This is a genomic window from Streptomyces sp. NBC_00038, assembly GCF_026343635.1.
Classification (GTDB): domain Bacteria; phylum Actinomycetota; class Actinomycetes; order Streptomycetales; family Streptomycetaceae; genus Streptomyces.
The window spans coordinates 3,729,891-3,755,006 of the sequence record NZ_JAPELQ010000001.1; the positions used below are offsets into that span (position 1 = coordinate 3,729,891).

General features: G+C 68.1%; 22 protein-coding genes, 2 tRNA genes and 2 pseudogenes. 11 read left to right on the forward strand and 15 right to left on the reverse strand.

Annotated elements, in window-relative coordinates; genetic code table 11:
• Positions 1–2: 2 nt before the first annotated feature.
• Both OG219_RS16920 and OG219_RS16925 read right to left on the reverse strand, forming a co-directional pair.
• Complete coding sequence (locus OG219_RS16920) at positions 3–1,538, reverse strand: folylpolyglutamate synthase/dihydrofolate synthase family protein (RefSeq protein ID WP_266827420.1); 1,536 nt, start codon at positions 1,536–1,538, stop codon at positions 3–5.
• Between the two features lie 193 nt (positions 1,539–1,731).
• Positions 1,732–4,356: a valine--tRNA ligase gene (locus tag OG219_RS16925; protein ID WP_266827422.1), complete on the reverse strand. Its 2,625-nt coding sequence runs from the start codon at positions 4,354–4,356 to the stop codon at positions 1,732–1,734.
• A 137-nt stretch (positions 4,357–4,493) separates the two neighbouring features.
• Here OG219_RS16925 and OG219_RS16930 point away from each other — a divergent pair, with 137 nt between their 5' ends.
• Entirely contained in the window at positions 4,494–5,465 is a 972-nt protein-coding gene (locus OG219_RS16930; protein ID WP_266827424.1) for a hypothetical protein, read from the forward strand.
• A 78-nt stretch (positions 5,466–5,543) separates the two neighbouring features.
• On the opposite strand, the gene clpX is transcribed toward OG219_RS16930, so the two are convergent.
• The 5 genes from clpX to OG219_RS16955 all read right to left on the reverse strand — a co-directional run bounded on the left by clpX (position 5,544) and on the right by OG219_RS16955 (position 10,534).
• Positions 5,544–6,830 carry an ATP-dependent Clp protease ATP-binding subunit ClpX gene (gene clpX / locus OG219_RS16935; RefSeq protein WP_266827426.1) on the reverse strand — a complete coding sequence of 429 codons (1,287 nt, stop codon included), beginning with the start codon at positions 6,828–6,830 and terminating at the stop codon, positions 5,544–5,546.
• A gap of 160 nt (positions 6,831–6,990) precedes the next feature.
• Complete coding sequence (locus tag OG219_RS16940) at positions 6,991–7,671, reverse strand: ATP-dependent Clp protease proteolytic subunit (protein ID WP_266827428.1); 681 nt, start codon at positions 7,669–7,671, stop codon at positions 6,991–6,993.
• Between the two features lie 118 nt (positions 7,672–7,789).
• A complete protein-coding gene (locus OG219_RS16945) occupies positions 7,790–8,395 on the reverse strand; it encodes an ATP-dependent Clp protease proteolytic subunit (RefSeq protein WP_186001018.1) in 606 nt (201 codons plus the stop codon).
• A 463-nt stretch (positions 8,396–8,858) separates the two neighbouring features.
• Positions 8,859–10,247, reverse strand: coding sequence for a trigger factor (tig, locus tag OG219_RS16950; protein WP_266827430.1), 1,389 nt, complete (start codon positions 10,245–10,247; stop codon positions 8,859–8,861).
• Between the two features lie 210 nt (positions 10,248–10,457).
• Positions 10,458–10,534, reverse strand: a tRNA-Pro gene (locus tag OG219_RS16955).
• A gap of 151 nt (positions 10,535–10,685) precedes the next feature.
• Here OG219_RS16955 and OG219_RS16960 point away from each other — a divergent pair.
• A tRNA-Gly gene (locus tag OG219_RS16960) sits at positions 10,686–10,759 on the forward strand.
• A gap of 66 nt (positions 10,760–10,825) precedes the next feature.
• Here the strand turns inward: OG219_RS16960 and OG219_RS16965 are convergent.
• Positions 10,826–10,999: an integrase gene (locus OG219_RS16965; RefSeq protein ID WP_266836432.1), complete on the reverse strand. Its 174-nt coding sequence runs from the start codon at positions 10,997–10,999 to the stop codon at positions 10,826–10,828.
• 18 nt (positions 11,000–11,017) lie between these two features.
• Positions 11,018–11,230: pseudogene (locus tag OG219_RS16970) on the reverse strand (site-specific integrase); the annotation flags it as partial.
• 28 nt (positions 11,231–11,258) lie between these two features.
• On the opposite strand from OG219_RS16970, the pseudogene OG219_RS16975 reads away from it, so the two are divergent.
• The 4 genes and pseudogenes from OG219_RS16975 to OG219_RS16990 all read left to right on the forward strand — a co-directional run.
• A pseudogene (locus OG219_RS16975) lies at positions 11,259–11,387 on the forward strand (IS110 family transposase); the annotation flags it as partial.
• A 73-nt stretch (positions 11,388–11,460) separates the two neighbouring features.
• Positions 11,461–11,742 (forward strand): hypothetical protein, encoded by a 282-nt coding sequence (locus OG219_RS16980; protein ID WP_266827432.1) that lies wholly within the window; start codon positions 11,461–11,463, stop codon positions 11,740–11,742.
• 70 nt (positions 11,743–11,812) lie between these two features.
• Positions 11,813–12,163 carry a hypothetical protein gene (locus OG219_RS16985; protein WP_266827434.1) on the forward strand — a complete coding sequence of 117 codons (351 nt, stop codon included), beginning with the start codon at positions 11,813–11,815 and terminating at the stop codon, positions 12,161–12,163.
• A 252-nt stretch (positions 12,164–12,415) separates the two neighbouring features.
• Positions 12,416–12,736: a DUF6083 domain-containing protein gene (locus OG219_RS16990; protein ID WP_266836118.1), complete on the forward strand. Its 321-nt coding sequence runs from the start codon at positions 12,416–12,418 to the stop codon at positions 12,734–12,736.
• 259 nt (positions 12,737–12,995) lie between these two features.
• Here the strand turns inward: OG219_RS16990 and OG219_RS16995 are convergent, their stop codons facing one another.
• Positions 12,996–13,190 carry a hypothetical protein gene (locus tag OG219_RS16995; RefSeq protein WP_055611884.1) on the reverse strand — a complete coding sequence of 65 codons (195 nt, stop codon included), beginning with the start codon at positions 13,188–13,190 and terminating at the stop codon, positions 12,996–12,998.
• Positions 13,191–13,803: 613 nt separating this feature from the next.
• Between OG219_RS16995 and OG219_RS17000 the strand changes: the two genes are divergently transcribed.
• Positions 13,804–14,973, forward strand: coding sequence for an acyltransferase family protein (locus tag OG219_RS17000; RefSeq protein WP_266827436.1), 1,170 nt, complete (start codon positions 13,804–13,806; stop codon positions 14,971–14,973).
• A gap of 9 nt (positions 14,974–14,982) precedes the next feature.
• Here the strand turns inward: OG219_RS17000 and OG219_RS17005 are convergent, their stop codons facing one another.
• Both OG219_RS17005 and OG219_RS17010 read right to left on the reverse strand, forming a co-directional pair.
• Positions 14,983–15,435 carry an HD domain-containing protein gene (locus OG219_RS17005; RefSeq protein WP_266827438.1) on the reverse strand — a complete coding sequence of 151 codons (453 nt, stop codon included), beginning with the start codon at positions 15,433–15,435 and terminating at the stop codon, positions 14,983–14,985.
• A gap of 666 nt (positions 15,436–16,101) precedes the next feature.
• A complete protein-coding gene (locus tag OG219_RS17010; RefSeq protein WP_266827440.1) occupies positions 16,102–17,286 on the reverse strand; it encodes a PP2C family protein-serine/threonine phosphatase in 1,185 nt (394 codons plus the stop codon).
• A gap of 51 nt (positions 17,287–17,337) precedes the next feature.
• Here OG219_RS17010 and OG219_RS17015 point away from each other — a divergent pair, with 51 nt between their 5' ends.
• Positions 17,338–17,538 carry a hypothetical protein gene (locus tag OG219_RS17015; protein WP_266827442.1) on the forward strand — a complete coding sequence of 67 codons (201 nt, stop codon included), beginning with the start codon at positions 17,338–17,340 and terminating at the stop codon, positions 17,536–17,538.
• Positions 17,528–18,757, forward strand: a complete 1,230-nt coding sequence (locus OG219_RS17020; RefSeq protein ID WP_266827444.1) for a GNAT family N-acetyltransferase — start codon at positions 17,528–17,530, stop codon at positions 18,755–18,757. The genes OG219_RS17015 and OG219_RS17020 overlap by 11 nt, the downstream gene beginning before the upstream one ends.
• A gap of 50 nt (positions 18,758–18,807) precedes the next feature.
• Here the strand turns inward: OG219_RS17020 and OG219_RS17025 are convergent, their stop codons facing one another.
• Positions 18,808–19,617 carry an Fpg/Nei family DNA glycosylase gene (locus OG219_RS17025; RefSeq protein ID WP_266827446.1) on the reverse strand — a complete coding sequence of 270 codons (810 nt, stop codon included), beginning with the start codon at positions 19,615–19,617 and terminating at the stop codon, positions 18,808–18,810.
• A 239-nt stretch (positions 19,618–19,856) separates the two neighbouring features.
• A complete protein-coding gene (locus tag OG219_RS17030; RefSeq protein WP_266827448.1) occupies positions 19,857–20,342 on the reverse strand; it encodes a ribose-5-phosphate isomerase in 486 nt (161 codons plus the stop codon).
• A 218-nt stretch (positions 20,343–20,560) separates the two neighbouring features.
• On the opposite strand from OG219_RS17030, the gene OG219_RS17035 reads away from it, so the two are divergent.
• On the forward strand, positions 20,561–22,042 hold the full coding sequence (locus OG219_RS17035) for an amino acid permease (protein ID WP_266827450.1): 1,482 nt from the start codon (positions 20,561–20,563) through the stop codon (positions 22,040–22,042).
• Positions 22,043–22,128: 86 nt separating this feature from the next.
• Here OG219_RS17035 and OG219_RS17040 read toward each other — a convergent pair whose 3' ends face one another.
• Complete coding sequence (locus tag OG219_RS17040; protein WP_266827452.1) at positions 22,129–24,204, reverse strand: serine/threonine-protein kinase; 2,076 nt, start codon at positions 24,202–24,204, stop codon at positions 22,129–22,131.
• 193 nt (positions 24,205–24,397) lie between these two features.
• Here OG219_RS17040 and OG219_RS17045 point away from each other — a divergent pair, with 193 nt between their 5' ends.
• Positions 24,398–25,114, forward strand: a complete 717-nt coding sequence (locus OG219_RS17045) for an LPXTG cell wall anchor domain-containing protein (RefSeq protein ID WP_266836119.1) — start codon at positions 24,398–24,400, stop codon at positions 25,112–25,114.
• Positions 25,115–25,116 lie beyond the last annotated feature (2 nt).

Genomic DNA, 25,116 nt, shown 5'->3' on the forward strand with positions numbered 1-25,116 from the left:
GTTCAGCCCCTCCCCAGCAGCAGTCGGGCCTCGCCGACGGTGATGACGGACCCAGTGACCAGCACGCCGCTGCCGGCGTACTCGCCCTCTTCCTCGGCCAGCGTGATCGCGGCCTCCAGCGCGTCGTCGAGCCGCGGCTCCACCTGCACCCGGTCGTCACCGAAGACCTCGACGGCGACCCCGGCCAGCTCGTCCGCGTCCATCGCGCGATCACTGGAGTTCTGTGTGACCACGACCTCGGCGAAGATCGGCTCGAAGGCCTCGAGGACCCCTCGTACGTCCTTCTCCCCGCTCGCGCCCACCACGCCGATCAGCCGGCTGAAGTCGAACGCCTCGCTGACGGCCTCGGCGGTCGCACGGGCACCGGCCGGATTGTGCGCGGCGTCCAGGACGACGGTGGGCGAGCGGCGTACGACCTCCATGCGGCCCGGTGAGGTGACCGAGGCGAAGGCCTTGCGGACGTTGTCGATGTCGAGACGCTGGGTGTGTGCGGCGCCGACTCCGAAGAACGCCTCGACCGCGGCGAGCGCCACGGCGGCGTTGTGCGCCTGGTAGGCGCCGTGCAGCGGCAGGAAGACCTCCTCGTACTCCCCGCCGAGCCCGCGCAAGGTGACCATCTGCCCGCCGACGGCGACCTGCCGCGCGACCACCCCGAACTCCAGCCCTTCCCGGGCCACCGTCGCGTCCACCTCGACGGCCTTCTTCAACAGCACCTGCGCCGCGTCCACCGGCTGCTGCGCCAGGATGACGGTCGCGCCCTGCTTGACGATGCCGGCCTTCTCGGTGGCGATCTCGCCGGGCGTCCCACCGAGCCGGTCGGTGTGATCGAGGTCGATGGGGGTCACCACGGCGACGTCCCCGTCGATGACGTTGGTGGCGTCCCAGCTCCCGCCCATGCCGACCTCGACGACGGCGACGTCCACCGGCGCGTCGGCGAACGCCGCGTACGCCATGCCGGTCAGCACCTCGAAGAACGACAGCCGGTACTCCTGCTGGCCGTCGACCATCTCGACGTACGGCTTGATGTCGTTGTACGTCTCGATGAACCGCTCGGCGGGGATCGACGCCCCGTCGAGGCTGATCCGCTCGGTGATCGACTGCACGTGCGGGCTGGTGTACCTGCCGGTGCGCAGGTCGAAGGCGCCGAGCAGCGCCTCGACCATGCGGGCCGTGGACGTCTTGCCGTTCGTGCCCGTGATGTGGATCGACGGGTACGCCCGCTGCGGCTCGCCCAGCACGTCCATCAGCGCGGCGATACGGCTGACGGACGGCTCCAGCTTCGTCTCGCCCCAGCGCGTCGCGAGCTCGGCCTCCACCTCGCGCAGCGCCTTGTCGATCTCGGGGTCGGCCGGCCGGCCGGGCACGTCGGCCTCCGGCGCGCCGCCGCCCTGCGTACGGAGGGTTCGGCTGCCGGCCTCGATCACCGCGAGATCGGGATCCCGGCCGGTCTCTGCTTCGACGATCTCATCGAAGAGGCCGAAGGGATCCGGATCCTGCGGTTCTGACTCGCTGCTGTCGTGCGGGGGGAGCTGGCTCACGGGGTCAGTCTACGGAGGGGGTTTCGCCCCCGCCGCCCCTACCCGTCCCGTGCTTCCGGGCTACGCCCGGTTTCAGCCCGTCCGGCGTTTGAGGACGAGCGCGTCAGCGCGATACGGGGGTCTGGGGGCGGAGCCCCCAGGTACGGGACGGGTAGGGGCGGAGGGGGCGAAAAACCCACCCCACCCCAGCCGACTACGCCTCCGGCAGCCGCTCCAGCTGCACCTTGATCCGGGCGATGTCCTCGTCCGCCTTGGCGAGCCGCGTGCGGATCTTGTCCACCACCTGATCCGGCGCCTTCGCGAGAAACGCCTCGTTGCCAAGCTTCCCGTTCGCCTGAGCCTTCTCCTTCTCGGCAGCGGCAAGATCCTTGGCGAGCCGCTTACGCTCCGCGGCGACATCGATCGTCCCGGAGAGGTCGAGCGCGACCGCGGCACCGCCGACCGGCAGGGTCGCCGTGGCGGAGAACCCCTCCCCCTCGGGCTGGAGGCGGAGGAGCTGCCGGATGGCCGCCTCGTGCGGAGCCAACGCGGTCCCGTCGAGGGTCAGCCGCGCCGGCACCCGCTGACCGGGCTGCAGCCCCTGATCGGCACGGAAGCGCCGCACCTCCGTGATGACCTCCTGAAGCGTCTCGATCTCCCGCTCGGCGGCGACGTCCCGGAAGCCACTGTCCTTCGGCCAGTCCGCGACGACGACGGACTCGCCACCGGTGAGGGTGGTCCAGAGCGTCTCCGTCACGAACGGAACGACCGGGTGGAGAAGCCGAAGCGTCACGTCGAGGACCTCACCGAGGACCCGCCCCGACACCTTCGCCGCTTCACCGCCCGCCATGAACGTCGTCTTCGACAGCTCGACGTACCAGTCGAAGACCTCGTCCCACGCGAAGTGGTAGAGCGCGTCGGACAGCTTCGCGAACTGGAAGTCGTCGTAGAACGCGTCGACTTCGGCGACCGTCTTGTTCAGCCGGGACAGGATCCAGCGGTCGGTCGCCGACAGCTTCGACGCCTCCGGCAACGGGCCCTCCACCGTCGCACCATTCATCAGCGCGAAGCGCGTGGCGTTCCAGATCTTGTTGGCGAAGTTCCGGGAGGCCTGGACCCAGTCCTCACCGATCGGCACGTCGGTGCCGGGGTTGGCGCCGCGGGCGAGGGTGAAACGGACGGCGTCGGAGCCGTACTTGTCCATCCAGTCGAGCGGGTCGACGACATTGCCGAAGGACTTGGACATCTTCTTGCCGCGCTCGTCACGGACCAGGCCAGTGAGGGCGATCGTCTTGAAGGGGACCTCGCCGTCCATGGCGTACAGGCCGAACATCATCATCCGGGCGACCCAGAAGAAGATGATGTCGTGGCCGGTGAGCAGGACGTCCGTCGAGTAGAACTTCTGCAGGTCCGGGGTCTGTTCGGGCCAGCCGAGCGTGGAGAACGGCCAAAGGCCTGACGAGAACCAGGTGTCGAGGACGTCGGTGTCCTGGGTCCAGCCCTCACCGCTCGGCGGCTCCTCGTCGGGACCGACGCAGACGACCTCGCCCTCGGGGCCGTACCAGACGGGAATCCGGTGGCCCCACCACAACTGCCGTGAGATGCACCAGTCGTGCATGTTGTCGACCCAGTCGAAGTAGCGCTTCGACATGTCGGCGGGGTGGATCGCGACCCGGCCGTCACGGACGGCGTCGCCGGCGGCCTGGGCCAGCGGGCCGACCTTGACCCACCACTGCATCGACAGGCGCGGCTCGACGGTCGTACGGCAGCGCGAGCAGTGGCCCACGGAGTGGACGTACGGACGCTTCTCGGCGACGATCCGGCCCTGCGAGCGCAGCGCGCCGACGATCGCGGAGCGGGCCTCGAAGCGGTCGAGTCCCTGGAACGGGCCGTGGACGGTGATGACCGCCCGCTCGTCCATGACCGTGATCGACTCCAGGCCGTGGCGCTGGCCGATGGCGAAGTCGTTCGGGTCGTGGGCAGGGGTGACCTTGACGGCGCCGGTGCCGAACTCGGGGTCGACGTGCGTGTCCGCGACGACAGGGATGGAGCGGTCGGTCAGCGGCAGCTTGATCCGCTTGCCGATGAGGTGCTTGTAGCGCTCGTCGTCGGGGTGGACGGCGACGGCGGTGTCACCGAGCATCGTCTCGGCACGGGTGGTCGCGACCACGAGGGTCTCGTCGCCCTCCCCGTACTTGATGGAGACGAGCTCGCCGTCGTCCTCCTGGTACTCGACCTCGATGTCGGAGATCGCCGTCAGACAGCGGGGGCACCAGTTGATGATGCGCTCGGCGCGGTAGATCAGCTCGTCGTCGTACAGCTTCTTGAAGATGGTCTGGACGGCCTTGGACAGCCCCTCGTCCATGGTGAACCGCTCACGGTCCCAGTCCACACCGTCCCCGAGCCGCCGCATCTGCCCGAGGATCTTGCCGCCGTACTCTTCCTTCCACTGCCAGACGCGCTCGACGAACGCCTCGCGCCCGAGGTCCTGCCGTGACTTGCCGTCCTCGGCGAGCTGCTGCTCGACCTTGTTCTGGGTGGCGATACCGGCGTGGTCCATCCCGGGCAGCCACAGTGCCTCGAAGCCCTGCATGCGCTTACGACGCGTCAGGGCGTCCATGAGCGTGTGCTGGAAGGCGTGCCCCAGGTGCAGCGACCCGGTGACGTTCGGCGGCGGGATGACGATGGTGTACGCGGGCTTGTCGCTCTTCGCGTCGGCGGCGAAGTAACCCCGCTCGACCCAGCGCTCGTACAGCTTCCCCTCTACCTCGGCCGGCGCGTACTGGGTCGGCAGTTCGGAGGTGGGCGCTGGCGGCTGCTGCTGAGCGTTGTCGGTCACGGGGTCAGTTTAGAGGCGTCACGGGGGTGTCCCGAAACGCGTTTAGTTCGTAACGGTGCGGCCCCCGGGGACGTGGGTCCCTGACCTGTACGCCAGGATGTCAGGAACACATAAGCTTCTGGAGGGGAACCCAGACGATGAGCTACAACCAGCCGGGCCCGTACGGCGGGCAGCCTCAGCAGCCCGGACCGTACGGTCAGCCGGGCCCCTACGGTCAGCAGCCCCAGCAGCCGCAGGCCGCCCCCCAGCCCGGCTATGGCTACCCGCAGCAGGCTCCCCCCGCTCAGCCCGGCTACGGCTACCCCCAGCAGGGTGCCCCGGGCGTCCCGCCGCAGACGCCGCCGTACGGCCAGCAGCCCTACGGCCAGCAACCCCCGTACGGCCAGCAGCCCTACGGCGTTCCGCAGCCGCCTCCGCCCGGCGGCGGCAAGAAGAAGACGGCCCTCATCATCGGCGCGGTGGCGGTCGTCGCCGCGATCGCCGTGGGGGCGTACCTGGTCATGGGCAGCACCGGCAGCAGCTCGGACGTCGCGGACGACGGCCCGCACAAGCTGACCACGCCGGCGTCGGTGCTCAGCGGTGAGTACAAGAAGGGCGACGAGGCCGACAGTGGCGGCTTCGACGAGAGCGACGTCAAGGATGCCGAGAAGTACGGCGTCAAGGGTGCCAAGGACGTACACGCCGGCTACCAGGCCGGGGACGAGGCAACCAACCCGCTGGCCATGAAGATGATCAACTTCATGGGCGTGTACGGCGAGATCGAGGACCCCGAGAAGGTCGTCGACGCCATGTTCGCCGACATGAAGAAGAACGCCACGGACGACGAGGGCCAGGTCGTCGGCAGCCCGAAGAGCTACACGCCCAGCGGTCTGGACGGCGCGGTCCTGAAGTGCCAGGAGACCAAGATCACGGACACCGAGTCGTCCGGCGACGCGGCCTCGGGCCCCTCGGAGATCAGCATGCCTGTGTGCATCTGGGGTGACCACAGCACGCTCGGCGTCACCATCAACATCGACATGGCAAACGCGTTGGCGGGCAAGAGCGCGGACCTCGAAGAGGCCGCCGAGGTCACGGCCAAGTTCCGCAAGGACGTGCGCGTCAAGATCTGACGCCGTCGCGCCAGTACGCCTCAACCACGAAGGGGCCCCGGTCGGTTGACCGGGGCCCCTTCGTCGTAAGGGATCTGCCTACGCCGTCTTCTGCTCGCCCGGACCCCGTCCCCGCGCGTCCCGCGGGATCAGCGTCGGGTTCACGTTCGAGTGGACGACGTCCGCCGTGATGACGACGCGGGCCACGTCCTTGCGGGACGGGACCTCGTACATCACGGACATGAGGACTTCCTCCATGATGGCGCGCAGGCCGCGGGCTCCGGTCTTGCGGAGGATGGCCTGGTCGGCGATGGCTTCGAGGGCCTCGCTCTCGAAGTCCAGCTCCACGCCGTCGAGTTCGAAGAGGCGCTGGTACTGCTTCACCAGTGCGTTGCGGGGCTCGACGAGGATCTGGAGGAGGGCCTCGCGGTCCAGGTTGTGGACCGAGGTGATGACGGGGAGACGGCCGATGAACTCGGGGATCATGCCGAACTTGACCAGGTCCTCGGGCATGACGTCCTCGAACTGGTCCTTGGCCTCGATCTCCCGCTTCGAGCGGATCGTCGCACCGAAGCCGATGCCCTTGGCGCCGGCCCGCGACTCGATGAGCTTCTCCAGGCCCGCGAAGGCGCCGCCCACGATGAACAGGACGTTCGTCGTGTCGATCTGGATGAACTCCTGGTGCGGGTGCTTGCGTCCGCCCTGCGGCGGGACCGAGGCCGTGGTGCCCTCGAGGATCTTCAGCAGGGCCTGCTGGACGCCCTCCCCGGACACGTCGCGGGTGATCGAGGGGTTCTCGCTCTTCCGCGCGACCTTGTCGATCTCGTCGATGTAGATGATGCCGGTCTCGGCCTTCTTGACGTCGTAGTCCGCTGCCTGGATGAGCTTCAGCAGGATGTTCTCGACGTCCTCGCCGACGTACCCGGCCTCCGTCAGCGCCGTCGCGTCCGCGATGGCGAACGGGACGTTCAGCATGCGGGCCAGGGTCTGGGCGAGGAGGGTCTTGCCCGAACCTGTCGGGCCGAGGAGCAGGATGTTGGACTTCGCCAACTCGATGGCGTCCTCGCGGTTCTGACCCGTGCTGTTCTCACCGGCCTGGACGCGCTTGTAGTGGTTGTACACCGCGACCGAGAGCGCCTTCTTGGCCGGCTCCTGGCCTACGACGTACCCCTCGAGGAACTCGTAGATCTCGCGAGGCTTGGGGAGTTCCTCCCAGCGCACCTCGCTCGTCTCCGCGAGTTCTTCCTCGATGATCTCGTTGCAGAGATCGATGCACTCGTCGCAGATGTACACACCAGGGCCTGCGATGAGCTTCTTGACCTGCTTCTGGCTCTTGCCACAGAACGAGCACTTGAGCAGATCGCCGCCGTCACCGATGCGTGCCACGGTGTGCTTCCCCTTCGCCTGGGAGACGCCTAGGTCCAGCGGCTCCTGGTGCTGCCTTATGTCCGACGGTACCTTGCCGAGCCCCCCGTTCGGGCCCCCCTTGGCGCGGTTCACTTTGTCGTGAACCGCGCCAAGGAGCGGCAGATGCTACAGGGATACGTCAGACGACCGCGTTGTTGTTCATCTTCCGGGTGGAGATGATCTGGTCGATCAAGCCGTACGCCAGCGCGTCCTCAGCGGTGAGGATCTTGTCGCGCTCGATGTCCTCGCGGATCTTCTCGATCGGCGTGGTCGAGTGCTTGGCCAGCATGTCTTCCAGCTGCGCACGCATCCGGAGGATCTCGTTCGCAGCGATTTCGAGGTCCGAGACCTGGCCGCGACCGGTCTCGCTGTACGGCTGGTGGATCAGCACACGCGCGTTCGGAAGTGCCATGCGCTTGCCCGGCGTACCGGCGGCCAGCAGGATCGCGGCGGCCGAGGCGGCCTGGCCCATGCAGACCGTCTGGATGTCCGGCTTCACGAACTGCATCGTGTCGTAGATGGCCGTGAGGGCCGTGAATGAGCCACCGGGGCTGTTGATGTAGACCGAAATATCGCGGTCGGGGTCCATCGACTCCAGGCACAGCAGCTGCGCCATGACGTCGTTGGCGGAGGCGTCGTCGATCTGCACGCCGAGGAAGATCACGCGCTCCTCGAACAGCTTCGCGTACGGGTCGTACTCACGAACGCCCTGCGAGGTGCGCTCGACGAAGCGCGGGATGACGTAGCGGGACTCCGCGCGAGGACCGGTGTACTCGGCCTGCGTGCGGGCGAAGAGGCCGCTGCCGGGGAAGTCGTTCACTGTGTCTCCTGAAGAGCCTGGAAAGGGCTGTGGCGGTCGGCTGGGGGCGCTGGAGGGCACCTGCGCCGCCCTGAGGGCGATGGAGAGGCCCGCGCCACCCTGGGGAGCGCTGAGGGGCTTACGCCGCCCCAGTGCCGCCACCGCCCGGCATTCCGGCAGCGGTGGGCATGATGTCGTCGATGAGGCCGTAGGCCTTGGCCTCGATCGGGTCGAACCAGCGGTCCCGGTCCGAGTCGCGGGTGATCTGCTCCACGGTCTGGCCGGTGTGGAAGGAGGTCAGCTCCGCCATCCGCTTCTTGGTGTGCAGCAGCCGCTCGGCGTGGATCTTGATGTCCGACGCGGAGCCGGCGAGGCCGGCCGAGGGCTGGTGGATCAGGATCTCGGCGTTCGGCAGCGCGAAGCGCTTGCCGGGGGTGCCGGCGCTGAGCAGGAACTGGCCCATCGAGGCCGCCATGCCCATGGCGATCGTCACCACGTCGTTCTTGATGTACTGCATGGTGTCGTAGATCGCCATGCCGGCGGTGATCGAGCCGCCGGGGCTGTTGATGTAGAGGTAGATGTCCTTCTCCGGGTCGGAGGCAAGGAGCAGCAACTGCGCGGTGATCTTGTTGGCGATGTCGTCGTCGACCGCCTGGCCGAGGAAGATGATTCGCTCACCGAGCAGCCGGTTGTAGACCTGGTCGCCGAGGCCACCACCGATAGGGTCGCCGGCAGCTGTGGGCATCAGATTCGTCACGTATCCACCTGCTCGTCTTACGACGGCGCCGGGCCGTCTCACGTCTTCGGCTGGGGCTTGGGACCCCGGTGCTGCACCGCCACGGGAGCGGCTGCACACCGCCTCCGGGCGGCTTCGGGGACTCCCCTGCCCTCGTCTTCATGGACCCTAACGCGCGGGTCCCTCCGGGGAATCCCGGAGAAGGAACTGTTCGCTGTGAGCGCATGCGTTGCACTGGCTCGAACGGGGGCTCAGTGGACCCCTGCAGGGGCGCGGGGCTGTGACATGTGCGGCTCCGCCGCGTGGGCGCGCTCAGCCCCCTGAAGGCCGCAGACGCGTCTGCCGCGGGCGGTCCATCGGCGGGTGCGGCTTGTGGTGGGTTGCTCGCGCAGTTCCCCGCGCCCCTGGGAAGACCACGGCCCCCGGGGACAAGAAGTCCCCGGGGGCCGTCGTGGCGTACGAGCGGGGCCGGTCAGGCCTCGGTCTTCTCCTCGGCGGCGTCGCCGTCCGTGGCCTCGGCGGCGACTTCGGTCGCCGTCTCGGTCTCGTCCTCGTCGTCGAGGTCCACGACCTCGCCGTTGGTGTCCTTGACGACGGCGGCCTCGACGACGACCGCGAGGGCCTTGCCGCGGGCGACCTCGCCGACCAGCATCGGGACCTGGCCGCCTTCGACGACGGCCTGGGCGAACTGGTCGGGGGACATGCCGGAGGAGGCGGCGCGCCGCATGAGGTGCTCGGTGAGCTCCTCCTGGTTGACGTTCAGCTTCTCCTTGTTGACGAGCTCGTCCAGGACGAACTGCGTCTTGATGCCCTTGACCGCGGCTTCCTCGGTCTCGGCGTCGAACTCCTCGGCCGTCTTGCCCTGGATCTCGAGGTACTTCTCGAGGTCGATGCCCATCTGGCCGAGCTGGTGGTGCTCGAGGTTGTGCTTACGGGTGTTGATCTCGTCCGCGAGCAGCTTCTCGGGGACCGGGACCTCGACCAGCTCGAGCAGCTTCTCCAGGACGCGCTCCTGGGCCTGCGTGGCCTGGTCGTACTGCTTCATGTTCTCGAGGCGCTTGCGGCTGTCCGCCTTGAGCTCGTCGAGGGTGTCGAACTCGGACGCGAGCTGCGCGAAGTCGTCGTCCAGCTCGGGCAGTTCGCGCGCGGCGACCTGGGTGACCTTGACGGCGACCTCGGCCTCCTTGCCGGCTGCCGAGCCGCCCTTGAGCTCGGAGGTGAAGGTGGTCTCGCCACCGGCCTCCAGGCCCTTCACGGCCTCGTCGATGCCGTCGAGCAGCTCGCCGGAACCGATCGTGTACGAGACGTCGGAGGCGATGCCGTCCTCCAGCACCTCTCCGTCGACCTTGGCCTCCAGGTCGAGGGTGACGACGTCGCCGTCCTGGGCGGCGCGCTCGACCGGGGAGGTCGAGGCGAAGCGCTCGCGCAGCTCGGTGACGGCCTTCTCGACGTCCTCGTCGCTGACCTCGACGGCGTCGACCTCGACCTCGATGCCGGAGTAGTCCGGAATCTCGATGGCGGGACGGACGTCGACCTCGGCGGTGAAGTTCAGCGTCTCGCCGTCCTTCAGCTCGGTGATGTCGACCTCGGGCTGGCCGAGGACGTTCAGCTCAGCCTCGTTGACCGCTTCGGTGTAGAACTTCGGGAGCGCGTCGTTGACGGCTTCCTCCAGCACGGCGCCGCGACCGAACCGCTGGTCGATGACGCGCGCCGGGATCTTGCCCTTCCGGAACCCCTTCACCGTGACCTGCTGGTTGATCTTCTTGTACGCCGCGTCGAGGCTGTCCTTGAGCTCCTCGAAGGGCACCTCAATGCTGAGCCGAACCCGAGTCGGGTTCAGGGTCTCCACGGCGCTCTTCACGGTTCGGTCTCCTTGTGGCTGACTTCTTGGGGGTTCTGCTGCGTGCGTCTGCCGACTTCTGCTGAGTCGATCGGAGCACTGAGGCGGATTCGCGGCCCTTGAGAGACGTAACAGTGCAGACATACGGGCGCGCAGCTTGCATAGTAACCGCAGGCGGTACACGGCCCAAAAGGCGATCTTGACATCGTCCGGCCCGATGGTCCGGCACGGTGGTCGGGGTGGCGGGATTTGAACCCACGGCCTTCCGCTCCCAAAGCGGACGCGCTACCAAGCTGCGCCACACCCCGTCGGTGCGACACGTAGGGTACATGCCCCCAGACGGTGCGGCTGCCGCATTTCCGGAGCGTGCACGGGGCACGTAACGGGGTGTGCGACGAAGGGGTGCGACCCGCTACGATGCTTCCTGTGCCGCGGTCACTGACCTGCGGTGCGTCACGTGCGGGCGTAGCTCAATGGTAGAGCCCTAGTCTTCCAAACTAGCTACGCGGGTTCGATTCCCGTCGCCCGCTCCAAATGACGTAGGGCCAGGCCGGAGGTTCAATCCTCCGCCTGGCCCTTGTCGTTGCCAGGGGCTCCGTTCAGTCCGCCGTGTCCCCCGCGTGCCCCTTGGGCTTCCGATCTTGCTTCTTCGGCTTCTTGGTGCCCTTCCGGCCCTTCTTCACCAGGCCGCTCACCGCGTCAGCGATCAGGCGATCGCGATCGGCGCTCGCGTGCTGATGGATCAGCGCGGCACGGGCGGTGCTGTGGCCCATGCGGGACATCAGTTCCCTCGTGCTCGCGCCCGTGGACGCGGCGAGGGTGTTGCCCGTATGCCGAAGATTATGGAAGGGCAGACCCTTGATCCCGGCATCCGTGCACGCCTTGCGCCACAGCCGGTTGAAGTGGTTGCGGCGCGGGGTCGCTCCCTTTGCTCCGATGAAGACGCGACCGTCGGCACCGGGTTCGGCGCTTGCCCGCAGCCCTCTTGGACGCCTTGATCTCACGCTTGCCGTTGTTCAGCTCGGCAACGGTGTCGCCGCCGACATCGTCGCGGACATCGCCACACAGATCCTCGCCCTGGACGACCGGCTCAAGCACATCGACCAGCAGATCCGGCAGACCTTCCGCACCCACCCTCAGGCCCACATCATCGAGTCCCTGGAACCTCCACCGCCCCAAGCGCTACAGCCGACGCCTCGCCAAGCCGCGTAATGGAACGGCACGCATCGCTGCCATGCAGGAGACCGCCCGGCCCGTCTGGCAGGCAACCGGCGACACGGACACGCTCCAGCAGTTCCTCAAGGACAACGGGTGCCACGGAGTAGAAGCCGTGTTCATGACTATGAACTTGCTGAACTGCGATCTTGCCGAAGCCCAACGAGCCTTCTTCAACGCCCCATGCCGCGACGCCGAACGCCGCTTCCACAACCGCGCCATGGACCTGCTCACCGAAGCCACCGACTCCGATCTCCGACAGCACCAGCAGCCCAGCAGGGGCCCTTGGCTCGGCCATTAGGACTCCACCGACCGCGCGATACGCTCACCGCCCGCATATGCAGGCCACAGAGCCGCAGGGGGGAGAAGCCGTGCAGCTCACTGTGCACTGGGGGGATCTATGGGTGCCCGTTTCGATGATCGTCCTAAGCGTCACCCTCAGCCCGGTGACTCGTCGGTGGCGACGCAAGCGCCAGGCCGCAGTGAGGTGGCGCTCACGGACTCACTGGGAATGGTTGCCGTTCATGTTCGGGCTGGTCGTGGCGATCGCAGAGCTCTCACGACTCCTTGACGTACCCGATCCCTGGATCACGATCTCTGACGTGATTGTTCGTGCGCTCGCCCTCACCACCGTGTTCATGGCCGTCCGGACGGCGTTCATCCTCTTGATGCGCGGCACCCGACTCCTGTTCCGACGGAGAGGGACGGAGAGCAGTAGCTGAAGACCCGGCCTAGGTCGGGGCCCATCACCGCGCCTGGACGTCGCGCGCATGTGACCGCCGAATGAGGCTAAATCGCGCCCTACTGGGATCCGGTCGGATTCGCTCACACTCGAACACATGGGGGCAATAAGGGATCACGGCCGGTACCTGTGCCATCAGTGCGGGGAGGTGAGCCCCACCGTGCGCGATCGCGGGCGAGTCGACCTCATGAACAGACTCTGCGAGACATGCTGGAACGTCCTCGCGAACGAGATGGCGGCAGCCGATGGAGCTACAGCCGCCCCGAGGCCGGAGCCCGACCCCGAGGACACGTCATGGATCGAGCCGCCGATTTGCCCTAAGTGCGGGGCGTTGGTCCGCATATACCCAACCAACTACGACCGTTGGGTCAGCCTCGCCACAGTAGAACTCCCCGCCAAAGACGTCCCTGAGCCCTTCCGGTGGCGTTTGACGGCGTTCCCGGACCCATCCCGCTTCGCCACCGATATCGTGGCCGTACGGGTCCGTGGCATCGATCCGCTACCCGGCGAGCCGGTTGTGCCGGCGCATCGCATGCTGTGCGCCTCGGATTAGGTGCGTCACAGATCACGCGCCGATCAGATGCAGGCCGTGCGCCGCGCCCCGAACGCGTCCGGTCGAGCGGCGACCAGTGGGGAACAGCGGAGAACGTCGGCGACCGTCCCGAGAACACGCAGGTCAGCGTCTCGCCAGCTCAGCCCGGATCCGCATACGCGATCTGCATGGCATCCGGGCCCTATGGCATGCAGGCATGGCGCGGTCCCCGCGGCCCGGCGCTCGTAGCGGGGCGCTCTCGCCGGGCGCGGCCATCGGCTCAGAACTGGATCGAGTTGATGGTCTCCGCCACCGAGTTGAGGAACCGTTGTATGTCGTCCGCCATGCCCGTGGAGGCGAGGAAGAAGCCGAAGAGCACGGCTACCACCGCCGGCCCTCCCTTGATCGATCCACCTCGTATCAACACCACCAGGACGATCCCCAACAGCAGCACCACTGACAGCGAAATGGCCACAACTGATCACACCCTACGGTCGGTCCGCTCTCCCGGCCCGGAGGTGCAGCCCCACACACCCCCGCCAGAACCATCGTGCCACCAACCCGGCTTCGGTATGCCGCGGGTGACACATCGTCGGCCACCGACACCCGGCCCCCGAACCGCCGTTGACCCTACCGGCGGGTGAACAGCGGTGCCGTGCACCGGAATTCGAAGGTGTGTCCTCATAGGAAATTCAGAGCGACCGTTTCCATACCCACACATCCTGTTCGCAGGTAATTCGAATTGTTGCCACAGGCACATCGCAGACTCCCCGAAGGGGCCACCAAACACCCACGAACCGGACATGCCGCCAGAGTCGCCCGCGGGCCTTATGCACCATTTAGTCGGGATGAATAAGGACAGAACGACCGCATACGGTAAGCGAATCGATATACGGAGTCACTTGCGAACCCGACCGTGCTCCCTCTTGATTCCTGGGTACTCGCAGGCAATAAGCAGGAATGACGTCGACAGTTTTACGGGGGCGCATAGGCAACGCTAGGGTGCCTCAGATGTTCCACGCCGCCACGTCCCCCGTATGCGCAGCGAGGTCACGAATCATCTCCCCGAGTTTCTCCTCGGAGGGACTGTGACGAACTCGCTACGTCCGCAAGGCCACCGCGAAGCCGCGCTCCCCCCGGTGCAGCAGCCGGCGCAGGGAGTGCCGAGTCCCCGCCCCTCCCCGTCCACCGGTGCCGCCGCCCCGGGCACCAAGCCCGCGAAACAGCGCGACGCGTTCTTCGACAACGCCAAGTACCTGGCGATCGTGCTCGTGGCCATGGGCCACGCGTGGGAGCCGCTGAAGGGTCAGAGTCGCGTACTCGAAGCGGCTTACACCGTCGTGTACGCCTTCCACATGCCGGCCTTCATCCTCATCTCCGGCTACTTCTCGCGCAGTTTCGACATGCGTGCCGACCGGCTCAAGCGGCTGGTGACCGGCGTCGCCGTGCCGTACGTCGTCTTCGAAGTGGCGTACTCCCTCTTCAGCCGCTGGGCCAACGACAGTCCGGGCCAGTCGATCAGCGTGCTCGACCCCCTGTACCTCACCTGGTTCCTGGCCGCGCTCTTCGTCTGGCGGCTGACGACTCCGCTGTGGAAGCTGGTCCGGTGGCCGCTTCCGCTCGCCCTCGTCATCGCCATGCTCGCGAGCGTCTCACCGGACATCGGTGACGATCTGGACCTCCAGCGCGTGCTGCAGTTCCTGCCGTTCTTCGTCCTGGGCCTGTACATGAAGCCGGAGTACTTCCAGCTGGTGCGCCGGCGTGAGGTCCGGATCCTGTCGGTGCCGGTCTTCGCCGCCGCGCTGGTGGTGGGCTGGTGGGCTGTGCCCCGGATGAACACCGGCTGGTTCTACCACCGCGACAGTGCGCAGCAGCTGGGTGCGCCGTGGTGGACGGGACCCGTCATGACGCTCGCGCTCTTCGGCTGCTCGCTGGTGCTCACCGCGTGCTTCTTCTCCTGGGTGCCGCGTCGCAAGCTCTGGGTCACGGCGCTCGGTGCGGGCACGCTGTACGGCTATCTGCTGCACGGCTTCCTGGTCAAGGGCGGTGACTACTGGGGCTGGTTCGACCACGCGTGGCTGCACAAGCCGCTCGGCGAGGTCTTTGTGACCCTCGTCGCGGCCGCGGGCGTCACGCTGCTCTGCACGCCGCCCGTCCAGCGGGTCTTCCGCTTCGCGATGGAGCCCAGGATGGAGTGGGCCTTCAAGCGGGACGCGACGGAGCTTGCCCGTGAACGGGCCGGGACCGCCAGGTCGTAGCCCCAGCGCTCAGGGAGCGAGGCCCAGCAGGGCGCGCATCGAGGCGTACTTCTTCGTCAGGCGGGCCCTGGTGTGTTCGTCGAGGACCGCGAGCCTCGCCGGGTCGGCGTTGTGCGCCAGGTCCGAGGCCTTCACCAGGAGGGCGCCCGGGGTCGTGCGGATACGTTTCGCGTACGACTCCGGGGGCTCGCCCTCTCGCTTGGTGAGCGCCAGCACGATGGCCTTCGTGCGGTTCGTCAGGGCGGCCTCGGTGAGCCACTCCTCCGACAGCGCGTCGTCCTCGACCGCGTCGTGCAGCCAGGCCGCCGCTATCTGTTCGTCGTCGCCTCCGCTGTCGCGGACGCCCTCCGCCACCGCGTGGAGGTGCTCGGTGTAGGGCCGCCCCGCCTTGTCGGTCTGGGCGGCGTGCGCCTCACGGGCGAGGGCCTCGACTTCGGCCAAGGTCAGAAGAGTTCGCGTCACCCGACCAGTGTCACCCCACGCGCGGCACCGCGGGCCCCGGACGGTGGCCCCGCCCCACCCAGTTTTTCTCGCCCCCTCCGCCCCTACCCGTCCCGTACCTGGGGGCTGCCGCCCCCAGACCCCCGCATCGCGCTGACGCGCTCGTCCTCGAACGCCGGACAGGCTGAAAGATTCACCCCGGCCGGGGTGAAGAGCGGAGCACCCACGGGTGGGTGGGGGATCGGGACCGCCCATCTCATCCTCGAACGCCGGAGGGGCTGACTGATCCCCGACCGGGGTTGAGGAGTGGAGCCCTCTCGGCAAGTGGGGATCGGAACGGCACCGCCTCGACCGCGACCGCCGAAGGGGCTGAAAGATCTTGTGCCGGGCGGAAGATTTCAGCGCCGGCGGGGAAGGGTTCAGCCCCTCCGGCGTTTGTGGAGCGGGGTCTGGGGCGGAGCCCCAGGAAGCGAGGGGACGGGTAGGGGCGGAGGGGGCGAAAAAATCCTGTGTACCTGGCCGCGGCCGCCCACCGGCATGAGGGGGCGTGCCGGTACGTCCAAAGCCCGTCGCGTACGTTCGCGTCACCGGACGGTTTCCTGCTCGGCCGACGTCTGATCCGGCGGCGACGGGCGGACGTACCGGCACGCCCCCGACCCACCCACCGGCACCGGCACCAGCACCCGCTCAGACCATCGCCGCAGCCGCAGCCGCCCCACCCTCCCGGCAGATCAGCAGCAACGCCCTGTCGTCGTTCACGTCCTTGGCGACCGCCTCGATGAGGTGCCAGGCGGCGCCGTGGAAGCCGCCGGCGACGTAGCGGTCGGCCTCTCCGGTGAGGCGGTCGATGCCTTCCACGATGTCGCGTTCGGAGGTTTCGACGAGGCCGTCGGTGAAGAGCATGAGGACGTCACCGGGGCGCAGGGAACCCTTGACGGGGTCGAACTGGGCACCGTCGTACACCCCGAGGAGCGGGCCCTCCGTGGCCTTCTCCTCCCAGCGGCCGCTGCCCGCGCTGAGCTGCAGCCCGGGCGGGTGCCCGGCGGAGAAGAGCTCATAGTCGCCGGAGTCGAGGTCGAGGACCAGGTGGATCGACGTGGCGAACCCCTCGTCCCAGTCCTGGCGAAGGAGATAGCCGTTCGCGGCGGTGAGGAAGGCGTGCGGGGGAAGCGACCCCAGGAGGCCTCCGAACGCCCCCGACAACAGCAGCGCACGCGACCCCGCATCCATCCCCTTGCCCGAGACGTCCGTGAGGACGACCTCCAGGGTCCGGCCGCCGTTCGTACGGGCCGCCACCACGAAGTCGCCGGAGAACGACTGCCCGCCGGCGGGCCGCAGCGCCATCTCCCGGTGCCAGCCGAGCGGCAGCTGCGGCAGCTTGCTCTGCACCCGGATCCGTTCGCGCAGGTCGAACAGCATCGTGCCGCCGCGTCGCCACGGCACCCCGACCCGGCTCCTGAACTGTGCGATCAGCAGACCGAAGAACCCACAGGCCGCGACGACCAGGACGACACCCGGCGTGACCCGGGACGGTCCCTCCGTGTACGGGCCGAGCTCCACGGACTCCACTATCAGCGCGGTGGCGGCCGCAGCGTACAGGCCAAGCAGGCTGGAGGGACGCAGCAGCAGGCCACCCGCCACGATCGGAAGGACCAGGGCGGCCGGTGAGCACCAGACCGAGTTGATCAGCGTGGTGGCCGCGATCAGCGGGATCGTCAGCAGCAGACCGGCCAGCGCGATCCAGTCGGAACCGTCCCCGCGGAAGTAGTCGACGGCGGATCTGCGCAGGCCGGTGCGGGCCCGGTGCGCCTGCTTCTTCAACCGGGCCGTGAACGTATCGGCTTCCGCGCGCCGCTCTCGTCCTGCTGCCATTAGTTCGGGACCCTATCCATCGGACCAGGTGCTTGGCACGGGAGGTCCCACTTGTCCCCCGTCCGAGCGCTCAACTTCACAGTGAAATCCACAGAAGACGTCCAGCAGACGTCCAGCAGACGTCCAGTAGACGTCACGGAGGACGCCGGCGAAGACGACTTCGAAGACCTCGCACAGGGCCTCCGCGACGGCGGGGAGAAATTCCCTGGCTCGTACCGCATTGCCCTGGTAGTCATGGCCTATGACGACTGACGTGCGGGTGCTTCAGCAGACCGAGTGGAACGCGTGGTACGACAACCTGGTCCGCGCCTTCGGCGGAGTGCCGGAGTCGTCCGACGAGCGCGCACTGTTCAACGTGCTCACAGAGTACGACCGTTCCATCGGAGTCTGGGACGGCGACCAGGTGGTGGGCACGGCGGGCGCGTTCAGCTTCCGCGTCACGGTACCGGGCGGCGCCTCCGTACCGGCCGCAGGCATCACGATGGTGAGCGTCGCGGCCACGCACCGGCGGCGCGGGGTGCTGAGGTCCATGATGCGGCGCCAGCTGGACGACATCCGCTCGTGGGGCGAGCCGCTCGCGGTGCTGACGGCGTCGGAGCCGGCGATCTACGGCCGGTTCGGCTACGGCATCGCGACGTATCAGCTCAACGCCGAGATCGACACCAGTCGCGTACGACTGTCCGTGCCGCCCGGCACCGACGACGTACGCCTGCGGTACGCGGCACCGGCCGATGTCCTCGACGCGTGCGAGGCGGTGTACGCGCGGCTGGTGCCGGAGCGTCCCGGCATGCTGGCGCGGCGGCCCGGCTGGGAGCAGGTGGGGCTGCTCGACCCGGAGGGCGAGCGGGGCGGCGCGTCGCCGCTGCAGTGCGTGGTCGCCGAGCGGGACGACGAGGTCGTGGGCTATGCCCGGTTCCGGGTCAAGCCGGAGTGGGAGCCGTCCGGGCCCAAGAGCGCGGTCGTGCTGGAGGAGTTGGAGGGTCTCGACCCGGCGGCGCAGAGCGCGCTGTGGCGGTTCCTCTTCGAGATCGACCTGACGTCCTGGCTCCGCACCCGCGGCCGGCCCGTCGACGAGGCCTGGCAGCACATGGTGTCCGACATCCGCCGCTGCAACCTGCGACTGAAGGACGCGCTGCACGTACGGCTCGTCGATGTCGGCGCCGCGCTGGAGGCGCGGACGTATCAGGCGCCGGTGGACCTGGTGTTCGAGGTCGAGGACGCGTTCTGCCCCTGGAACGAGGGGCGTTGGCGGCTCACGGGTGACGCGAAGGGGGCGTCCTGCGTGCGTACGGAGGACGCGGCCGATCTCGCTCTGTCCGTACGGGAGTTGGGGGCGGCGTATCTGGGTGGGATGTCCCTGGCCTCGCTCGGGGCGGCGGGGCGGGTGCGGGAGCTGCGCCAAGGTGCGCTGACGGAGGCCTCGGTGGGGTTCTCCTCGGCGGTTGCGCCGTGGCTGCCGCACGGGTTCTAGACCGGCCGTAGTCAGGGCTTCTGATCAGGGCTTCTGGTAAGGCCTACTCGTCAGGCCCTCTGGCAGGTCGGGCACCAGAAGAGGTTGCGGGCGGCGAGATCGGCGGTGCGGATCTCGCCGCCACAGATGTGGCAGGGCAGGTGTGCCCTGCGGTACACGTACACCTCGCCGCCGTGGTCGTCGACGCGCGGCGGGCGGGCCATTGCCTCGGGGGTGTGTTCCGGGCGGACCGTGTCGATGCGGTTGTTGCGGACGCCCTCGCGCATCAGGTCCACGAGGTCGGTCCAGATCGCCTCCCACTCGGCGGGGGTGATGTCCCTGCCGGTGCGGTACGGGTCGATGCCGTGCCGGAAGAGGACTTCGGCGCGGTAGACGTTGCCCACGCCCGCGATGATCTTCTGGTCCATGAGGAGGGCGGCGATCGTCGTACGGCTGCGGGAGATGCGGTGGTACGCGGCTGACGGGTCGGCGTCGGCGCGGAGGGGGTCCGGGCCCAGGCGATCGTGTATCGCCTGCTTCTCGTCGTCGGTGATCAGGGCGCAGGTGGTGGGGCCGCGGAGGTCGACGTACGCGGTGGGGTTGGCGAGGCGGAGCCGGACGGTGTCCGTGGGTGGGGGTGCGGGGGCGTCGCCGAAGTTGACCTTGCCGAAGAGGCCGAGGTGGATGTGGATCCAGTCCTCGGCTCCGAAGTGCAGGAAGAGGTGTTTGCCGTGGGCGTCGGCGCGGTGGAATTCGGTGCGGTCGAGGAGGGCTGCGGCGTCTGCGAACTTGCCCTGCGGGCTGGTTACGCGGGTGACCCCGCCGGCGAACCTGGCCTCGTAGTCCTCGGCCAGGCGGTGAATCGTGTGCCCTTCGGGCACGGGGCCTCCCGTGTGTGCTCGGGCGGGGCACAGGGTTTTTCGCCCCCTCCGCCCCTACCCGTCCCTTGTTCCTGGGGGCTCTGCCCCCAGACCCCCGTGTCGCGCTGCGCGCTCATCCTCAAACGCCGGACGGGCTGAAAGATTTCCCCCGGGTGGGTGGGGGATCAGGACGGTACTACCTCGTCCTCTAACGCCCGACGGGCTGAAAGATCCCCCCGGCCGGCGCTTCAGCAGTTGCCCTACGCCTGCGGGTGGTGTGCCGGGATCGGCGGCAGGTCGCCCGTTGTCTCGTAGGTCGTGAGCATGTTGATGCGGCGGATGTGGCGTTCGTCGCCGGAGAACGGGGTGTTGAGGAAGGTCTCGACGAACTTGGTCGCCTCTTCCTCGGAGTGCATGCGGGCGCCCACGGCTACGACGTTGGCGTTGTTGTGCTGGCGGCCCAGGGAGGCGGTCTCCTCGCTCCAGGCGAGGGCGGCGCGGACGCCGGCCACCTTGTTCGCGGCGATCTGCTCGCCGTTGCCGGAGCCGCCGATCACGATGCCGAGGGAGTCGGGGTCCGCCGCTGTCCGCCCCGCGGCGCGGAGGCAGAAGGGCGGGTAGTCGTCCTGGGCGTCGTAGATGAGGGGCCCGCAGTCGACGGGCTCGTGCCCGGCGGCCTTGAGCCACTCGACGAGGTGGTTCTTGAGTTCGAGACCGGCATGATCGGAGCCGAGATACACGCGCATGCTCCGAGTGTGACACGGCTGTTTCGGATCGGCCTCGCCGGGTGCCGTCAATGAAAACTGCCCGCAACACTATGGAACCTCAAGGAAACCTCAAGTAACGATCTGGATTCAAAGGTTCACGAATCTCTTTGCCTCCGATTCACTGGACCGGCTCGTGCGCCCCACTTACACCGCTCGTACGGGCGATCTGCTCATCCGGCGAAAAGGAATCCCCCTACATGACCTCGCAGCCGACCCCCACGAAGGCCGCAAGCGGCCCCGGAGGCCCCGGAGAACCCGGTGGCGGCCTCCAGGCCGGACTCAAGAACCGTCATCTGTCGATGATCGCCATCGGCGGCGTCATCGGAGCCGGGCTCTTCGTGGGCTCCAGCTCCGGTATCGCCACCGCCGGGCCCGGCATCCTCCTCTCTTATGCCTTGGTGGGGACGCTCGTCGTCCTTGTCATGCGGATGCTCGGCGAGATGTCCGCCGCGAATCCGACGTCCGGTTCCTTCTCCGCGCACGCCGACCGGGCGCTCGGGCGCTGGGCCGGGTTCTCGATCGGCTGGCTGTACTGGTTCTTCTGGGTGGTCGTGCTGGCCGTCGAGGCCACCGCCGGCGCCAACATCCTCGAAGGCTGGATTCCCGCCGTTCCGCAGTGGGGGTGGGCGCTCATCGTGATGCTCGTCCTGACCGCGACCAACCTTGTCTCCGTAGGGTCGTACGGCGAGTTCGAGTTCTGGTTCGCCGGGATCAAGGTCGTGGCGATCAGCGCGTTCGTCGTGGTCGGCGGGCTGGCGATCTTTGGTGTGCTGCCGGGTGTCGACGCCGAGAAGGCCGGGCTCGGGAATCTCACCGGCCACGGCGGCTTCCTGCCCAACGGGCCCGGCGCGATCCTCACCGGTGTGCTGCTGGTCGTCTTCTCCTTCATGGGCAGCGAGATCGCGACTCTCGCCGCCGGTGAGTCCGAGGACCCGCAGCGCGCCGTCACCAAGTCCACCAACAGCATCATCTGGCGCGTCGGCGTCTTCTACCTCGGCTCGATCTTCGTGGTCGTGGCGCTGCTGCCGTGGAACGACCCGTCGATCAAGGAGCAGGGCTCGTACGTCGCCGCCCTCGACTCCCTCGGTATCGCGCACGCCGGTCAGATCATGAACTTCATCGTGCTGACCTCCGTACTGTCCTGCCTCAACTCCGGGCTCTACACGGCTTCCCGGATGGCGTTCTCGCTCGGACAGCGACGGGATGCGCCGAAGGCGTTCGCGAAGACCACTTCGCGCGGTGTGCCGATGGCCGCGATCCTGGCGTCGGTCGTCTTCGGCTTTGTGGCCGTCTTCTTCAACTACGCGTACCCGAAGACGATCTTCCTCTTCCTGGTCAACTCCTCCGGTGCGGTCGCTCTGTTCGTCTGGCTCGTCATCTGCTTCTCGCAGCTGCGGATGCGGAAGATCATCCAGCGCGAGTCGCCGGAGAAGCTGGTCGTGAAGATGTGGCTGTACCCGTATCTGACCTGGGCGACGGCCGCGCTGATCGTGTTCGTGCTCGGCTACATGCTGACCGACACGGAACACGACGGCCGGGAGACGGTCCTGCTGTCCCTGCTCGTCGCGGCGGTGGTGCTCGTGATCGCCGTCATCCGGCAGAAGCGGGGAGCGGGCGCGCCGCACGTCCACCAGGTGGCCGACGATCCCCGCGACGAGGCTCCGGTGAAGGTCGGCTGAGTCGCCTGAGGGCGGTCTGAAGGCAGTAGGGAGGGGCCCCGCGGCGTTCGTCTTCGCCGCGGGGCCCTCCTTGTCCGCATCCCCGCTCACAGCACAGTGAAGCTCTTCTTGACCTGCTCGTAGACCTGGAGCGCCTGGTCCTCGATGTCCGGCTGGTACCAGGTGTTGACCTGGTACGACTTCCCGTCGGCGTCGAAGCCGAGCAACTGGGCGTGCCAGCCCACTCCTTGGAGTGTGAAGAGGTACTCCCAGACGATCGCGGGCCGGCCCCGGAACGTCGTCTCCTCCAGGCGGATCTTCCGGTAGCCCTGCCCCTGGCGGGCGTTCTGCTCCGAGGTCTGCCATGTCTCCATGAGATCCCCCTTGGCGAGGGAGGACTTGGCCGCGATCTCCTGTTTGCCGTCGGGCGAGGTGTAGTGCACCTCCGAGCCCGTCTTCAGGTCCCGCCGCCAGCCCTTGGGGGTCGCCCACGCGTACCCGCCGGCCTCGCGGTGTGCTCCCGGGGGCAGGCTGGGTGGCCGTGAGGTGCCTTCGACGGTGGGCGATGCGCTGCCCGTCGGGCCGGTGGTCGCGGACGACGTCGGAGAGCCCGCGTTGTTGTCGTCGGGCGGTCCGCCGATCGCCGCAAGGACCAGCCAGACGGCCACTCCCGCCGCGACCACACCGCTCGCGGCGGCCAGCCACAGACTGCGCCTGCTCCGGCGCGGGTCGGAGGGCCCGGCGGGCACCGCGGGGCCGGGGAGTTCGCCGGGCGGCATCCCCGTGCGGGCGGGCACCGACGAGAGCTGCGCCTCCGTCACCGCCTCCGCCGAGCGGGAGACCGAGGGGGTTGTCGAGCCGACCTCCGCGCGCAGCTCGGAGGGGACTTCGGTGGAGGCATTGGAGGCGTTGGAGGCGTTGGAGGCACTGAACGCGTTGGACGTGTTCCGGGTTTCCGGGACGGCGAGGGCCTCGGCCGGGGATTCCGCTACCGCTTCGTCGGTGGAGACCGGTGGCGGCTCGGGCCGGGGCTTCTTGAAGTCGAGTGAGCTCTTCCGCGTCGGGGTGCGCTGCACCGGTATCGCATCCTGCACGGGGTCGGGCTCCGACGCGTCCTCGGGTTCCGGCTCATGCGCAGGTTCCGGCTCGGGCTCGTACGCCGGATCGGGCTCGGGCTCATACGCGGACTCCGGCTCCGGCTTCCGCACCCCGCCCATGAACTCCGCGTCCAGGAGCACGGGCGTGGGCGACTCGACGTGGACCGGCGGAACGGATGACGGCGCGGCATCCGGCTCTTCGCGCGCCGGCTCGGCGGCGGGTCCCGCGTCCGGATCGGAGGCGGGTCCCGCGTCCCGATCGGGCCCGTTCCGCCCCGCCTCCGGTCCCGGGAACACCAACTGTCCGAGTTCCGCCTCGAGTTCCTCCAGACCGGGGCGCGTCGACGGCTCCTTCTCCAGGATGGCGGCCAGGATGTCCCTCAAGTCGCCTACGGAGGCGGGGAGTTCGGGCTCCTCGTACAGGACGGCGTGCAGGGTGGCCAGGGTGGTGGAGCGGGAGAAGGGGGAACGGCCGCCGAGGGCCGCGCAGAGGGTCGCGCCCAGGGACCACACGTCGGACGGCGGGCCCTGCGGGTGGCCTGAGACGCGTTCGGGCGCCATGTAGTCGGGGGAGCCGACCAGCATCCCGGCCATGGTGAGCGCCTTCGTGTCCTGGATCGCGGCGATGCCGAAGTCGGTGAGGACGACCCGGTGACCGCTCCGCTCGACCAGCACGTTGCCCGGTTTGATGTCCCGGTGCAGCACTCCCCCGGCGTGCACCTGACGCAGCGCCACGACCAGTTCGAGCCCGATGCGGGCCGCCTCGCGGGTACTGAGCGGTCCGTCCTCCACCACGATCTGCTCCAGCGAGCGGCCGGCGACCAGTTCCATGACGATCCAGAGCCGCTCGCCCTCGTCCACGACGTCATAGATGCGGACGACATTGGGGTGGTCGATCCGCGCCGTGGCCCTGGCCTCGCGCAATGTGCGTTCCCGGCGGGTACGCGTGTCCTCCGGATCGAGTCCGTCTATCCGCATTTCCTTGACGGCGACCTGCCGGTCGAGCATGTCGTCGGCGGCGCGCCACACCCGCCCCATTCCCCCCTGCCCAATGCTCTCGACCAGCCGATATCGCCCCGTCACCAATAATCCCGGAACACCGCCCCGCACATTCCCCGGCAATCCCCGCACCCCCTCAACGCCCATCACAATCACCCGTCACAACTGAACCACTTGGAAACACAATGGTCACACTTCATGCCGTACCAGCATAGTGCGGAGAAATCTTGTGGTACCTCTTCAAGTACTGCGAATTCAGGCGCAGCCAAGGGGGACGAACATGAGTTCTCGTCGCACGACGACCATCGCAGGATCGCTGCTCACGGCATCTTTCTCGGCCGTGATGATCCTTTCCTTCACCGCCGTCGCGGACGACCAGGGACCGGGGAGCAGCGAGGGGGGAAAGGCGGTTGACGAGGCACCGGCGGGCGTAAAGCTGACCACGCTGCTGCCGGAGAAGATCTCCGTCGACAACAGTTCACAAAAGACGGCACTTACCGCCACGGTAAAGAACGAAGGGACCAAGGAAAGCGGCGACATCAGGCTTTTGGTGGTCGGTTTCGACGGCATGACGGTCAAAGATGTAAAGGGCTGTGACTCAATCGCCGAAGGAGATCTTCCCGAGGGATCGAACAGTGGTTTCAGTTGCGCCGTCGGCAATCTCGCGGCCGGTAAGTCGCAGTCGTACGACGTCGACGCCACCTTCGATCTGAGCAAGACCGGAAAGATCTGTCTGCCGGTGCAGACGAGCGATGGGGCGAAGACGTTCTGGCAGCAGGGCCCGGTGCCGTTCGGTACGACGAACCCGTCGCCGAACGCCCCGGCCACCCCCTTGCTGCTCGGCACCGACAACACTCCGGTGGCACCCGGTGGTGACGAGCTGCCCAGGACCGGCGGCGGAAGCGATGTCCTGCCGCTCGGTGCGGCGGGCGCGGCGCTGGTCTCGGCGGGGGCGGCGGGCCTGTGGTGGGTCCGTAGGCAGCCGCAGCAACGCTGAGT